This window comes from Candidatus Defluviilinea gracilis (genome assembly GCA_016716235.1).
In the GTDB taxonomy this organism is placed as follows: domain Bacteria; phylum Chloroflexota; class Anaerolineae; order Anaerolineales; family Villigracilaceae; genus Defluviilinea; species Defluviilinea gracilis.
Window position 1 is genome coordinate 19,083 of record JADJWS010000003.1, and the last position, 12,844, is coordinate 31,926.

The window sequence follows — 12,844 nt, forward strand, 5'->3', positions numbered from 1 at the left end:
TAACAAAGCGTGCAGCGGATTTTTGGGAGTCTGCGGCTTCGAGGAGCATTTTTCTCGCTTCAAGTTTTTTCTGCTCTCAGGCATTTTCCCAGCCCGCCCAAAATCCGCTAACGCAAACCGTTGGGCAGGTGCTTTGTAATTTGTTCTTATAAAGTAACATTTCAAAATCATCATATAACAAGGAAGGATTAAATAAAATGCCTAAGATTGGATTAGTTACTAAATGGTTGGCACTGATTAGTTTGTACATCACGTTAATAGCACAAACAAGCGGTGCGATTTTATGTTTATTCGTACCGCTTGTTTTCATAGCCTTAGTGTCCTTTTCTCAAGACCAAGCAAGAGATAAGAACTTAAATTTCAAAAGTTTTGCGGGCAAAAATCTATTTTTTCAATTTGGTACTGAAGTTAAGAACTCTACGTTAATCATTCCTTACAAAAACTCAAAAAATACACTTGATGTTAATAACTTCATTTTAGAATTGCATCAACGCATATGTGACGAACTCAACAAGCACTTTGCATCACTAGGAGTTATCAGTACACCAGCCGAAATAATAGTAGATACAAAGAAAAATGAAAAACGCGCATTTTCAAAGATTATATATCGCACCAGCAGAGGAAGCATCGTAAGTCATTTTCTTCATTTTGCTACAACAGGCGAAGAAATTGTAGCGCATTACTCCAGTTATACTCGTGGAACTTACGAATGGTTCAACGTATTAGACTTTATCATTACTAGCCCAGTAAGTATTTGGGGATGGTATCCACGCTGGCTCAATAGCCAATATAGTATATTGGCTTCACTTAGTACAAGTTTTGAAAACTCATACGACAAAATTGATGTAAGAACATTCTATGTTTCTTCTTACACAGTAATTCTAAATATTACAAAATCCATTCTCCAAGAAAAAGGCATCTTGTCTGAGGAACTACAACAAACCATTGTCAACTACATCACAAACGCTCCTCAAATCAATATAACAAATTCACCTGGAACTATTTTAGACAAAGTTGCAAATGTTTTTCAAGACAATACTAAATAATATTTCAGGAGTCTTGCCATGAAAAAGGTAGAGAATAATTCAAAAATAGAAGTCAAGAACTCAAAAAATACTAATTTAACGAATGTTGGAAATATTTCTATTCAAACAGAGGAAGTCGAACATTTTTTAGAAATAAAAAACGCATTCACTGTACTGCATAATAAAGTCGAATTAATACCAAACGGTGCTGATAAAGAAATTGCAAAAACTGCTGTGAAAGAATTAGAACTTGAAGCATCACAAGGTGAAAAAGCGAGCGAAAAAGTTATTTCAAAATGGTTGAAATTTCTTCTTGAAGTTGCTCCTGACGCATGGGAAGTTGCAATTGATACATTTCTGAATCCAATAAAAGGTTTGAGTACTGTGTTTAAGAAAGTCGCAGAACAATCTAAAAAAGAACAGCAAACCAATCCAAAGTAGTAGAGTCTCGCGCAACCCACACCTGCCCAACAAAGCGTGCAGCGGATTTTTGGGAGTCTGCGGCTTCGAGAAGCATTTTTCTCGCTTCAAGTTTTTTCTGCTCTCAGGCATTTTCCCAGCCCGCCCAAAATCCGCTAACGCAAACCGTTGGGCAGATAAGGTCTAACGGGTTCAGTCAATAAACAAAAGGGAAAATCATGCACGAAACGAAGCATTTTGTTTACCATTGGAATACTGTTGTGTTGCAACCAACTTCAATATGCAATTTAAATTGCAGTTATTGTTACCTCCCTGATAGACAAGAGAAGAGATTCATCCAAGATGATGTTGTTAGAAACATAGCAAAAGCGATTGGGAAACGAAACAGAAGAACTATTGTGTTATGGCACGGCGGAGAGCCTTTAGCAACAGGAATTGATAAATTTCGTCACTACATGAACATCTTTGATGAGCATTGTGAAGAAAGATTCCGCCAGCACAGCATCCAAACAAACGGAACGCTAATAAATGAGGAGTGGTGTGATTTTCTAAGGAAGTACAAATTCAGAATTGGCGTTAGCCTAGATGGTAATGCAACTCATAACTTATCCAGAAAAAACTGGTCTGGACAGGAAGCATTTGAAAGCACATTGGCAGGCATTCAACACTTGAGAAATCATAAAATTTCCTTTGGAATAATTGCCGTTATCAATAAGCACAACATCAATAGCCCAGAAGAGTTGTATAACTTCTTATCGTCTCTTCAGCCCAAAAGTATTAGCATCAATTTTGAAGAAAACGAAGGATTGAATCTTGGCAAAGTAAAATTTACAAAAGAAGAGATTGATATTTTTTGGCGTCGCTTATTTTTGGAGTGGCGTAAGAAACCAGTCACGTCTATTCGCCATTTCCGAGAATCGCTTGCTATAATGAACAAACTAATTGATGGTACATATGCCCCTTATGTTGTCAATAGAAATTTTTATCCAACAGTTGACACCGAAGGCAATGTAGTCTTATTATCGCCTGAATTTATTTCAGTGCCTAAAAATGAGCGCAACAAGTTTATAGTAGGCAATGTATTAAAGGACGATCTAGAAACCATCGTAAACAATGGCACAAACGCTTGGTATGTCAAGGAGTTTGTTGAAGGAACTGAAATGTGTGCTGAATCTTGTGATTACTTTTCATTTTGTCATGGCGGACAAGCCAGCAATAAATATTTTGAAAATGGAACTGTCAAATCAACGGAAACTCAGTATTGTTATTCTTCAAGAATTTCTCCAGCAAAAACAATTCTTGAATTTGTAAAAACTGTTCACTAATCACCAAAGGAGATAAAAATGACAACACCAACCCTTAAAGTAGTTTCTGCATTTGCCGAAGATATTAAGAAATTAATTGCAGAGACCGAACCTGCATTACTAACAGATCAAAACGTGTCAAATGCTGTTGTCGAAACTGCACTTGACAATAGTTACAAAGATAGCACTTTCGACGACGCTCCACCGTGGGCAGGCGAGTGGGACAATTGGGAACCTGGTGATGATGATTAAGTAAGAAAGTAGAGCGACAAAAAAATTTAAACAACAATTTTTTGTCGCTCTATAAAATCTGCCCAACAAAGCGTGCACCTGACGTGTGGGATTCTGCGGCATTTTCGAGCATTTTCCCCGCTTTGAGTTTTTCCTGCTCCCAAACAGAATCCACGCCCTCCCACACGCAGGTAACGCCAGCCGTTGGGCGTTTCTTCCAAAACTACTTTGTCGCTTTTGATGTTTGAGTCTATGGGTAAAATCTTTCAAAATGGGCACTCAACAAAAAAGAAGGTCTAAAAATATAATCATTTGGCGTGACAGCGTTGCCGCAGGCGATGACATTTATCCACGACATGAAAAAAGGATAAAGATGGAAAGCGGCGAAACCGTTGAAAGTATGCTGGAAAAAATTCTAGCAATTCATTATTTACCATCTATCATTGATGGAAAGGCAACTTGGATAGTTGTAGGGAAAAATCCTTTAGCAGTTGTGGCGCAACAACGGTCAAAACCTCATTACCTTGTAGAACCTACCGCCCTTATTGAAAATTTGATTGAACGCAAAGACGGTCATCATTTGGAATTCATGTATTGGTGTCAAGTAGAACCCCAAAAGGTGATTGCAAGCATTAAGCAAGGAAAACCTTTACCAGATAAATTTGGCATGGATAAGAAATCAAAAACGAGTTTAGTCGCACGCATTAGAAAGTTATTTTCTACATCATAAGAGCCAAGTTATGAGTAAAATCACACAGTCGATGAGTCTTGCACAACAAAAAAACGCCCAACAAAGCGTGCAGCGGATTTTTGGGAGTCTGCGGCTTCGAGAAGCATTTTTCTGGCTTCAAGTTTTTCCCACTCTCAGGCATTGTCCCAGCCCGCCCAAAATCCGCTAACGCAAACCGTTAGCCACCTTCTTGCAACATAAAACGCCAACAATGAAAGCAAAGTATATCGAGCAATTCCTACGTGTCGAAAGATGGTTTAGTCGTTTGTTGGACGACGCTTTGTCACGCCCTAAAACCCAGCAAATTACCGAAGAATATTTTCAGGATGACTTGTATTCTTTCTTCATCAATTGCTATCATCTGAAAGACTGGATAGAAAAAGATAATTCGATTGCCTGCACAAAGTCTGACACAGAATCTTTTCTGGCAAAAAACGAATACCTGAAATTGTGTGCAGATTTATGTAATAGTAGCAAGCATTTGGTTCTAAACACAAAAGGAAGAAGCCAAAAAAGTCCTAGAGTTGGCGTCCCTGAAATTTACACCAGTGTTGCAATTGATCCCAAAGCGGTCAAAGCAGATTCGTCGCTTCTACAAACAAGATTTCGGTTTTACGTGGAAACTGATGACCATGAATACATTGACGCCCTAGAGTTAGCATCCGAATGTATAAATGCGTGGGCGAATTTTCTCATTTTTCACATGACAGAACGAACGATTGAAGTCATGAAGCATTTCAACAATCAATCAGTGAACGGCATTTTATTTTCTTGCGATAAACCCGTAACCCTTCCGAAACAAATTACCCCAAAGAATATAAGTTCTGCAACTAAGGAATTAGGCAATATAATCCAAGTACAATCTGGCAGAGAGAATCTGTTTGTAATAGTTCGCCTAAAAGCGGCGTATGCTCACGGCGAAGACCGCCAAAAGACACGGGGCGGAGTTCTTCACGGAAAATTTCGTCAAATGAGCGTTTCGGAATTGACCTATTTTGTTGAACAACTGCCTAAAGATAGTTTTATTTGGTTAATATTGGCAATGGAAGAGCAATCAAAAACAGAAAAGATGGCAAAGTCTTTAAATGTTTATATATCAAATATTGAACGGTTAGCAGAAATCGAAAGTGTTCTACATGTCCAGAACGGTGGCTAACAAAGCGTTCTCAGAAACCGTCTTGATCCAAGAGCGGTTGAGATGATCGTACAAGGCGTTGGTCTGAGCAAAGTCAACGAGTTGAGTGGGGAAAAACTGCAAAATCACGAAGGCAGTTAAACGCAAAGCAGGCGCGACGCCTTACGTCACGCCTTTTTGTTAGGTCGCCCCCTCGTCAGGCAGGGATGAGTTGGAAGCCCAGCTTCTGCGCCTTTTTCTTCATATACTTGATCTGTTGTTCTTCATACTTCTTTTCATATTCGGTCACGCTGATCGTCTCATACTCCACCTTGTATTTGAGCATCCGATACACCACTCGCGCGATGGCGTGCGCAGTAGCGACCGTGGCTTGCGCTTTGTCCAGCCGTGATTTCAAACGCCGATAGAACGAGCCAAACACACAGTCTGCCTGCTTGACGGATTGCGCCGCCATGCGGAAGGCTTGTCTACGCTCGCCGTTCGGAGCGTTCCTCAGATTCAAAGATACGATTTACCGTTATGGGGTTGAAGAGGGTTGGTTCAGAGTTAGGGACGAAACCTATAAAGAGAATGCGGTCGCCTGGCTAGAAGATCATGGCTTTCCGCCCATTTTCCAACCCGTCAGCATCGCTCCCGGTCATTCCCTTCCCTTTTCGACGTTCAGCAACATATAATACAGTCATGTCGCTAACCGATACTGCACGGCAAATGAACGAACGGCTATGCCAGCGCCTTAAGCCCGGAGAGGTTTTCGCGCTTGGTCTGGCATTTGGGATGATGGGTATATTCGTCTGGCAACAGGCTAATTTATCATTTGCTTATTTTGATCTTAAAATCTATCTGGAGACCGCGCACGGCAATTTTAGCTATCAGAATTTTTATTATTACTATGGATATTGGATCTTGCCGATTTTCGCTCTCTTATCAAAACTGCCGCTCACTCTGGCATATGTGGTGTGGTGCGCAGTAAATATCCTTGGAATATTCTTTGCGGTCCGTGTGTTTAACGGGAAAGCGTTGATCGCAATAGCATCGTATCAAATGTTTTACACCATCATTTACGGAAGCATCACCGGCTTGATCGTTGGCGGGCTGGCGCTTTGTTGGTGGGGCTTGGCGAACCGAAAATGGCATCTCGCCGGCCTGGGCATCGCCATCGCAAGCGCCAAATTCCAAACCGGACTGACAGGCAGTTTGATCCTCCTGCTTATGGCAGAACTGTCCTGGAAAGACAGGTTGAGGGTAATGGTCATGCCCATTTTGATATGGACAGCATCTCTTATCGCATATCCCGGCTGGCCCCTTCAACTATTAAATAACATTATTAACCATCCTCCGAATGACTTGGGAAGCATATCGTTGTGGCGTTGGGCGGGACCATGGTCGCTTTTATTCTGGCTACCGCCGTTTTTACTTCGCTTAAAACCGCAACGGCGGTTTCTGGCGTTGGTAGCCGCAATGGGACTTGCGCTGCCTTATTTTCAGCAAAACGATTTGTTGTTTCTGCTTGTAATGCCAATCGGTTGGATTGGATTGCTGGGCAATTTGGGTTATTTTATGGGATCGTACGGCTGGGTTGCTCTTCAATTCCTGGTCTTTATTCCGCTGTTGATCTACATCGTACAATTGAGTCCCGGAGTGAAAGAATTATTCACATCCAATTCAAATCATGAACAAAATTGAATATCAATTTCGTTCATGTCGAATAAGCAATAGACAATCTCCTGCCAGCGGGTTCACTTCCCCAGCCTCTCTTCCAACCTCTTCTTCACGTTCTCCCATTCCGTATCCAAAATCGAATAGTACACCGAATGGCGGATGATCCCATCGGGCAGGATCATGTGATTGCGAAGCACGCCTTCCTTCACTGCGCCGATGCGCTCGATGGCGCGTTGTGAGCGTTCGTTGCGCGAGTCTGTTTTCAATTGCAAGCGGATGGCTCCCAGCGTTTCAAAAGCGTGCTTGAACAGCAGATACTTGCATTCGGTATTGACCACCGTGCGTTGAAAGTCGAGTCCGTACCACGTGCCGCCTACTTCGAGTCCGCGGTCGTTGGGCATGATGTTGAGATACCGCGTCGCGCCCGCCACGCGCCCCGAAGCCAAATGGACAGCGACGAACGGCAGGTCGGTCCCTTTTGCCGCGCGCGCAAGGATGTCGCTCACCCAGCCGCGCATATCCTCCGCGTTTTCCATTTTGCCGTACACCATGAAATCCCAAAAATCATGCCCCACGCCGATCTCCGCCAACGCTTCGACGTGTTCAAGCGTCATCGGTTCAAGTCGTACGTGATTGCCGGTCAACGTGACGGGTTTTATTTCAAAGCCAGCCATTCGCTCTCCTCCAAATCTTGTGTTGGTAAATAAGGCATCCTCGGTCCGTCAACGCCGAGCAGTTTACTCAACGCCGCGCGGACGGCAATGCGGTCGTCCCATAAAAATTCTTTCGCGCCGAAACACAACGACTGCTCGTGCCCCTTGCCGCAGACTAGAACGATGTCTCCCTCGCGCGCTTGATTCACAGCAAAGCGGATCGCTTCGCCTCGGTCGGGGATTCTCCAAAACGATTCGTTCTCGCTTCCTCCACTCGACGTGGCGCCTGCCGCCATCTCCTCAAGAATTCCCGCCAGTGATTCAGTGCGCGGATCTTCCGCCGTGAGGATGCACACATCCGCAAGTTCCGCGCCGATCTCCGCCATCATCCGCCGTTTGGCTTTATCGCGCAACCCGGCAGAACCAAACACTGCTATTATGCGAAGTTCCTCAACCTTTGAACCGCGAAGCTCGCTAAGAGCGCGAAGATTTTCTTCTTGCTTAGCGTCCTTCGCGGTCTTAGCGGTAAGGATTTCCCGCGCGGCTTTGAGAGCAGACTTCAACGCATTCGGCGTATGCGCAAAATCAACGATGGCGGTGAAATTCTGCCCCAGGTCAATGCGTTCCATGCGACCGGGGATTCCCTCCAGCGCGGCGATTCCCTGCGCGGCAACTTCGGGTTTGATTCCCAAGCCGTAAATTGTCGCAGTCAACGCGGCGAGGCAATTGGTTACGTTGTATCCGCCGACCAATTTGCACGAGACGGGAATCTCGAAGTCTTTGCTCTTTGCCGTGAAATGGATTCCCGACGGCAAGTGTCTCACCTCCACCGCGCGGATTTTCGCATCCGCGTTCAAGCCATAATCCATTTTATTCGCCCCTGAAATTTTTGTCAGGAATTCAAAAGAGGAGTCATCGCGGTTCAGCACAGCCAAGCGCGGATTGCCCTGCGGCTTTTCGGATGTCTTTTCCAACGCCTCAAAGAGTCGCGCCTTTGCCGCGCGGTAGTTTTCATACGAGCCATGCTGATCCAAATGCTCATGAGTGATATTCGTGACTACGCCGACGTCGAACTCACACGCATCCACGCGATGTTGTTCCCATGCGTGGGATGTCGTTTCGAGGACAACGTGAGTCAAGCCTGCCTCCACCATCTTCGCCAGATAGAATTGCACATCGTGCGCGTCCGGTGTGGTGACGTGGAAACCCGTGTCGAGGACTTCATCGCCGATCACCGCGTTGACGGTCGAGATCATCCCGGCTTTAAGTCCCGCCGCTTTGAGGATGGTATAGAGGATGTTGGTCGTCGTCGTCTTGCCGTCGGTGCCGGTCACGCCGATCATCGTCAAGCGGCGAGAGGGCCACAGGTAAAACGAACCAGCTATCCACGTCAGCGCTTGACGCGTGTTCGTGAGTCGCAGGTAGGGCAAATTGCCAATTTGCGCCACGTCCCTCTCACCCACCACTGCGACCGCGCCGTTGTCAATCGCGGCTTGGATGTAATCGTGTCCGTCCAACGTTCCGCCTTGCATGGCAACGAACAAGTGACCGGGCTTCACCGCGCGGCTGTCAATCGAGATGCCCGTGATCTGCGCATCAGGAACATCTAACATACAGAGCGGCGGAGGAAGTTCAGCAAAAATTTTTCGGAGCGATGGATTCGTGTTCATACTTTACAAGTGAAACCGTCCCGCAGGTTCACGCGCAAGACCAAAATGGTTCAGGAAAACCTGCGGGACGTTTTGTGTAAGTTGTGGTCATAAAACAAAATGGGTTCCGACGAGTATATCGTCAAAACCCATTTTTTGCGTAGCCCAGAAATCACAGAGTTCTCAGAGAAAAACTCAAAATCTCTGTGTTCTCTGTGGCTGAGGATTTAAGCCGCCTGCTTGGTCATCTTGGTCTTCAACCACTTGAGGCGGAAAGTTTCTTCGCGCTCGCGTTCCTCCAGCGAACTGACGATAAATTCGATCTGGTGCTGGTAGTTCGGGATGAAGATATGCTGCAAGGCGTTCACGCGCCGCTGTGTTTTCTTCAACTCATTGGCGAGCCGCCATACTGCGGCAGTGAGCATCGAGAGTTGCGGGATGCGCACGAGCACTTCGCGGAAGGCGTTGCTGGCTTCATCAAGCACGGCGGCGGTATCGCCCGGGCTGTACAGCAATTTCGGCGGTTCGCCGCGCGCTTCGATCTGCGGGATCGCCACGCCCATGATGCCGCGCAGGCGCAGGTGCACGTCCACGGTTTTGTTGACGGCAAGCGCCGCCCACTCCACATGGTCCGAACCCATCACGAGGCGCGCTTTTTCCATCGCATCGTAGGCGGTGGCAAGCAAAGCCCACACTTCTTTTTGAAGCGTGTCCGCTTCCTTCGCCACGCGCACGAGTTCGCCGGTCAGGGCTTCGCGTTTGCGGTCGAGGATCTCGTACCCCTCTTTGGCGAAACGCAATTCCTTTTTGAGGCGGATCAGGTTCGTGCGGGTTGGCGCGATATTAACTTGTGGCATCGTCGCCTTTGTAATATTGTTTGATCTCGTCGAGCGTGACGCGAGTCAGCTCGCCCTTTGGAAGCATGGACAGCAACTTCCAGCCGATCTCCAGCGTGCGCTCGATGGTGCGATTTTCGGTGAACGCCTGATTGACAAACTCACGCTCGAACGCGCGTCCGAACTTCAGGTACTTCTGGTCCACCTCGGAGAGTTCTTCCTCGCCGATGACGGATGCCAGCGCGCGGATGTCTTGCGTCTTGGCATAGCCCGCGTACAACTGCGCGCCCCAACGCGGATGATCGTCGCGGGTGCGTCCCTTGCCGATGCCGTCTTTCATCAAACGCGAAAGGCTCGGCAGAACGGTCACGGGAGGATACACGCCCGCGTAGTACAACTCGCGCCCCAGCACGATCTGACCTTCGGTAATATAGCCGGTGAGATCGGGCATCGGGTGGGTCATGTCGTCGTTCGGCATGGTGAGGATGGGGATCTGCGTGATCGACCCTTGGCTGGTGCGGATGCGCCCTGTGCGTTCGTACAACGACGCGAGGTCGGAATATAAATAACCCGGGTAACCTTTACGGCTCGGCACTTCGCCGCGCACGTTCGAGATCTGGCGCAGGGCTTCGCCGTAGTTGGTCATGTCGGTCAACACGACCAGCACGTGCTTGCCGAGATCGTAAGCGAGGTACTCAGCCAGCGTCAACGCCGCGCGCGGGGTAACGATACGCTCCACTGGAGGATCGTCTGCCAGGTTGAGGAACATTGCCACGCGGGTCAACGCTCCGCTTTCGGTGAACGATTTGCGGAAGTAATCCGCCACGTCGTTCTTGACGCCCATCGCCGCGAACACAATGGCGAACTCTTCGCCCTCGGTTTGCGGCGCGCCTGCCAAGCGACCTAAAGTTGCCTGACGCACGATCTGCGCGGCAAGTTGGTCGTGCGGCATGCCCGCGCCGGAGAACAACGGAAGTTTCTGTCCGCGCAGGAGCGTGTTCACGCCGTCAATCGTCGAGATACCGGTCTGGATGTAATCGCGCGGGTAAATACGCGCGGTGGGGTTGATCGGCTGACCGTTCACATCGCGGTACACATCGGTGAGCGGTTCGGGACCGCCGTCGATCGGGGTGCCCAAGCCGTCGAAGATGCGCCCGAGCATTTCTTCCGCCACAGGCATGTGAAGCGTGTTGCCTAAAAAGCGGACGCGCGTTCCGTCGATCGAAAGACCGGTGGAACCGGCGAACACCTGCACAACGGCAAAGCCTTCGCCCACTTCGAGCACGCGCCCACGGCGGGTATCGCCGCGCGCGTCCTGAATCTCAACGACCTCGTCGTAACTGACGTTCGACGCGCCCTCGACGACCATGATCGGACCTTCGATGCGCCCGACGCCGACGACTTCCTGACCGCCTAAAACTGTTGCTTCGCTCATTATCTATACTCCGCATCTAATTGACCCATTTGCTGGTCAATCATCTTTTGGATATCGTCCAACTTGTTGATCTCTTCGTTGGTGACCGAGGACTTGGCGCGGATGATGGTATCCACAACGGGAAGGTCGTGGATGAGATTGATCGGCGCGCCGCGCTTGACGATCGCCATGCCGCGCTCGTGGAAGTACAACACCAACTCGAGCAGGCGAATCTGTTTTTCCACAGACGAGTACGCGTCCACGCTATCTGTGGCGTTCTGTTGCAAGATGCCTTCGCGGATGAGGCGGGACGTCTCCAGCACCATGCGTTCCGCGTACGGCAACGCATCGGGACCCACGAGTTTGACGATCTGCGACAGGCGCGCTTCTTCGCTCAACAACTCCATGGCTTTGGTGCGCATTCCAAGCCAGTCTTTGCCGGTCTTTTCGCGCCACCAATTGCCAACGTCTTCGATGTATTCGCTGTAGGAGTCGAGCCAGTTGATGGCGGGGAAGTGACGAGCCGACGCCAGCGATTTATCCAGCGCCCAGAAACAGCGGATAAAGCGCTTGGTGTGTTGTGTGACCGGCTCGGAGAAGTCGCCGCCCGGAGGCGAGACTGCGCCTACCACGGAGACCGAACCTTGAGAGCCGTTCAAATTTTCGACATAACCGGCGCGCTCGTAAAATTCCGCGAGGCGACCGGCGAGGTAAGCGGGATACCCTTCTTCGGCGGGCATTTCTTCGAGACGACCGGAAACTTCGCGCAACGCCTCAGCCCAACGGGAGGTTGAATCTGCCATGAGCGCGACGTGGTAACCCATGTCGCGATAGTATTCCGCGATGGTGATGCCGGTGTAAATGCTGGCTTCACGCGCCGCAACCGGCATGTTGGAGGTGTTCGCAATGAGGACGGTGCGCTCCATCAACGGGCGACCAGAGCGAGGGTCCACAAGATGCGGGAACTCCTGCAACACCTCGGTCATCTCGTTACCGCGCTCGCCGCATCCGATGTAGACGATCACTTCCGCATCCGCCCATTTGGCGATGCTGTGCTGAGTCACTGTTTTGCCCGAGCCGAACGGACCGGGGATGCCAGCCGCGCCGCCCTTTGCGACAGGGAAGAACGTGTCGAGGATACGCTGCCCAGTGATTAACGGGATGTTCGCGCCGCGTCGCTGCACGAACGGTCGCGGGCGTCGAACGGGCCAACGCTGTAACATCGTGACCGATTTTTCTTCTTTGCCGATCTTGATCTTCGCAATCGTATCAGTGACGGTATATTCACCGGCGGAGGCAACCCAGGTGAGGGTGCCTTTATCGTCGGGGTGGACCATCACGCGATGTTCGAAGCTGTCGGTTTCCATGGCGACGCCGAGGATCGAGCCGCCTTTCACTTCATCGCCGACGTTTGCCTTCGGCGTGTATTTCCATTTTTTCTCGCGGCTGATCGGGTCGAAGCGCGCGCCGCGGTTGATGAACGAACCCACTGCCTGCTCGATGAGCGGCAAAGGTCGTTGTACGCCGTCGTAAATGGATTGCATCAAGCCGGGTCCGAGTTCCACCGAGAGCGGCAAGCCCGTGCCGTAGATCGGCGCGCCGGTTTGCATACCGGCGGTCTCTTCGTAGACTTGCACGGTCATCTGGTCGCCTTTCAGACCGATGACCTCGCCCACGAGTCGATCCTCGCCCACCTCTACCAACTCCAACATGCCGACGTGGCGGGAGCCTCGGGCGCGGACAACGGGTCCGCTGATCCAGGTAATTGTTCCTACTTCATTTGCCATG

Annotated in this window: 13 protein-coding genes; 7 read left to right on the top strand and 6 right to left on the bottom strand. The window is 49.1% G+C overall.

Features of this window, described 5'->3' with window-relative positions:
* Positions 1-197 precede the first annotated feature (197 nt).
* The 6 genes from IPM31_13860 to IPM31_13885 all read left to right on the top strand — a co-directional run bounded on the left by IPM31_13860 (position 198) and on the right by IPM31_13885 (position 4,866).
* Complete coding sequence (locus tag IPM31_13860; GenBank protein MBK9008063.1) at positions 198-1,046, top strand: hypothetical protein; 849 nt, start codon at positions 198-200, stop codon at positions 1,044-1,046.
* Between the two features lie 18 nt (positions 1,047-1,064).
* The gene (locus IPM31_13865) at positions 1,065-1,466 is read left to right on the top strand and encodes a hypothetical protein (GenBank protein MBK9008064.1); all 402 of its coding nucleotides are present in this window, start codon (positions 1,065-1,067) and stop codon (positions 1,464-1,466) included.
* Between the two features lie 197 nt (positions 1,467-1,663).
* A complete protein-coding gene (locus IPM31_13870) occupies positions 1,664-2,770 on the top strand; it encodes a radical SAM protein (protein ID MBK9008065.1) in 1,107 nt (368 codons plus the stop codon).
* A gap of 18 nt (positions 2,771-2,788) precedes the next feature.
* A complete protein-coding gene (locus IPM31_13875; GenBank protein ID MBK9008066.1) occupies positions 2,789-3,001 on the top strand; it encodes a hypothetical protein in 213 nt (70 codons plus the stop codon).
* A 250-nt stretch (positions 3,002-3,251) separates the two neighbouring features.
* Positions 3,252-3,710, top strand: a complete 459-nt coding sequence (locus IPM31_13880; GenBank protein ID MBK9008067.1) for a hypothetical protein — start codon at positions 3,252-3,254, stop codon at positions 3,708-3,710.
* A 211-nt stretch (positions 3,711-3,921) separates the two neighbouring features.
* Positions 3,922-4,866, top strand: coding sequence for a hypothetical protein (locus IPM31_13885; GenBank protein MBK9008068.1), 945 nt, complete (start codon positions 3,922-3,924; stop codon positions 4,864-4,866).
* Between the two features lie 175 nt (positions 4,867-5,041).
* Here the strand turns inward: IPM31_13885 and IPM31_13890 are convergent, their stop codons facing one another.
* Positions 5,042-5,347, bottom strand: a complete 306-nt coding sequence (locus IPM31_13890; protein MBK9008069.1) for a hypothetical protein — start codon at positions 5,345-5,347, stop codon at positions 5,042-5,044.
* Positions 5,348-5,526: 179 nt separating this feature from the next.
* Here IPM31_13890 and IPM31_13895 point away from each other — a divergent pair, with 179 nt between their 5' ends.
* Entirely contained in the window at positions 5,527-6,528 is a 1,002-nt protein-coding gene (locus IPM31_13895) for a DUF2029 domain-containing protein (protein ID MBK9008070.1), read from the top strand.
* Between the two features lie 53 nt (positions 6,529-6,581).
* On the opposite strand, the gene IPM31_13900 is transcribed toward IPM31_13895, so the two are convergent.
* The 5 genes from IPM31_13900 to IPM31_13920 all read right to left on the bottom strand — a co-directional run bounded on the left by IPM31_13900 (position 6,582) and on the right by IPM31_13920 (position 12,843).
* Complete coding sequence (locus tag IPM31_13900) at positions 6,582-7,178, bottom strand: GNAT family N-acetyltransferase (GenBank protein MBK9008071.1); 597 nt, start codon at positions 7,176-7,178, stop codon at positions 6,582-6,584.
* Complete coding sequence (locus tag IPM31_13905) at positions 7,160-8,770, bottom strand: UDP-N-acetylmuramoyl-L-alanyl-D-glutamate--2,6-diaminopimelate ligase (GenBank protein MBK9008072.1); 1,611 nt, start codon at positions 8,768-8,770, stop codon at positions 7,160-7,162. The genes IPM31_13900 and IPM31_13905 overlap by 19 nt, the downstream gene beginning before the upstream one ends.
* A 263-nt stretch (positions 8,771-9,033) precedes the next feature.
* Positions 9,034-9,663, bottom strand: coding sequence for a V-type ATP synthase subunit D (locus IPM31_13910; GenBank protein ID MBK9008073.1), 630 nt, complete (start codon positions 9,661-9,663; stop codon positions 9,034-9,036).
* Positions 9,650-11,077: a V-type ATP synthase subunit B gene (locus tag IPM31_13915; protein MBK9008074.1), complete on the bottom strand. Its 1,428-nt coding sequence runs from the start codon at positions 11,075-11,077 to the stop codon at positions 9,650-9,652. The genes IPM31_13910 and IPM31_13915 overlap by 14 nt, the downstream gene beginning before the upstream one ends.
* Complete coding sequence (locus tag IPM31_13920; GenBank protein MBK9008075.1) at positions 11,077-12,843, bottom strand: V-type ATP synthase subunit A; 1,767 nt, start codon at positions 12,841-12,843, stop codon at positions 11,077-11,079. The genes IPM31_13915 and IPM31_13920 overlap by 1 nt, the downstream gene beginning before the upstream one ends.
* Position 12,844 lies beyond the last annotated feature (1 nt).

Excerpts from the sequence above, each read along its gene's own strand:
- IPM31_13860 (MBK9008063.1), top strand. The coding sequence starts at position 198 with ATGCCTAAGATTGGATTAGTTACTAAATGGTTGGCACTGATTAGTTTG.
- IPM31_13865 (MBK9008064.1), top strand. The coding sequence starts at position 1,065 with ATGAAAAAGGTAGAGAATAATTCAAAAATAGAAGTCAAGAACTCAAAA.
- IPM31_13870 (MBK9008065.1), top strand. The coding sequence starts at position 1,664 with ATGCACGAAACGAAGCATTTTGTTTACCATTGGAATACTGTTGTGTTG.
- IPM31_13875 (MBK9008066.1), top strand. The coding sequence starts at position 2,789 with ATGACAACACCAACCCTTAAAGTAGTTTCTGCATTTGCCGAAGATATT.
- IPM31_13880 (MBK9008067.1), top strand. The coding sequence starts at position 3,252 with ATGGGCACTCAACAAAAAAGAAGGTCTAAAAATATAATCATTTGGCGT.
- IPM31_13885 (MBK9008068.1), top strand. The coding sequence starts at position 3,922 with ATGAAAGCAAAGTATATCGAGCAATTCCTACGTGTCGAAAGATGGTTT.
- IPM31_13895 (MBK9008070.1), top strand. The coding sequence starts at position 5,527 with ATGTCGCTAACCGATACTGCACGGCAAATGAACGAACGGCTATGCCAG.
- IPM31_13900 (MBK9008071.1), bottom strand. The coding sequence starts at position 7,178 with ATGGCTGGCTTTGAAATAAAACCCGTCACGTTGACCGGCAATCACGTA.
- IPM31_13905 (MBK9008072.1), bottom strand. The coding sequence starts at position 8,770 with ATGTTAGATGTTCCTGATGCGCAGATCACGGGCATCTCGATTGACAGC.
- IPM31_13910 (MBK9008073.1), bottom strand. The coding sequence starts at position 9,663 with ATGCCACAAGTTAATATCGCGCCAACCCGCACGAACCTGATCCGCCTC.
- IPM31_13915 (MBK9008074.1), bottom strand. The coding sequence starts at position 11,077 with ATGAGCGAAGCAACAGTTTTAGGCGGTCAGGAAGTCGTCGGCGTCGGG.
- IPM31_13920 (MBK9008075.1), bottom strand. The coding sequence starts at position 12,843 with ATGGCAAATGAAGTAGGAACAATTACCTGGATCAGCGGACCCGTTGTC.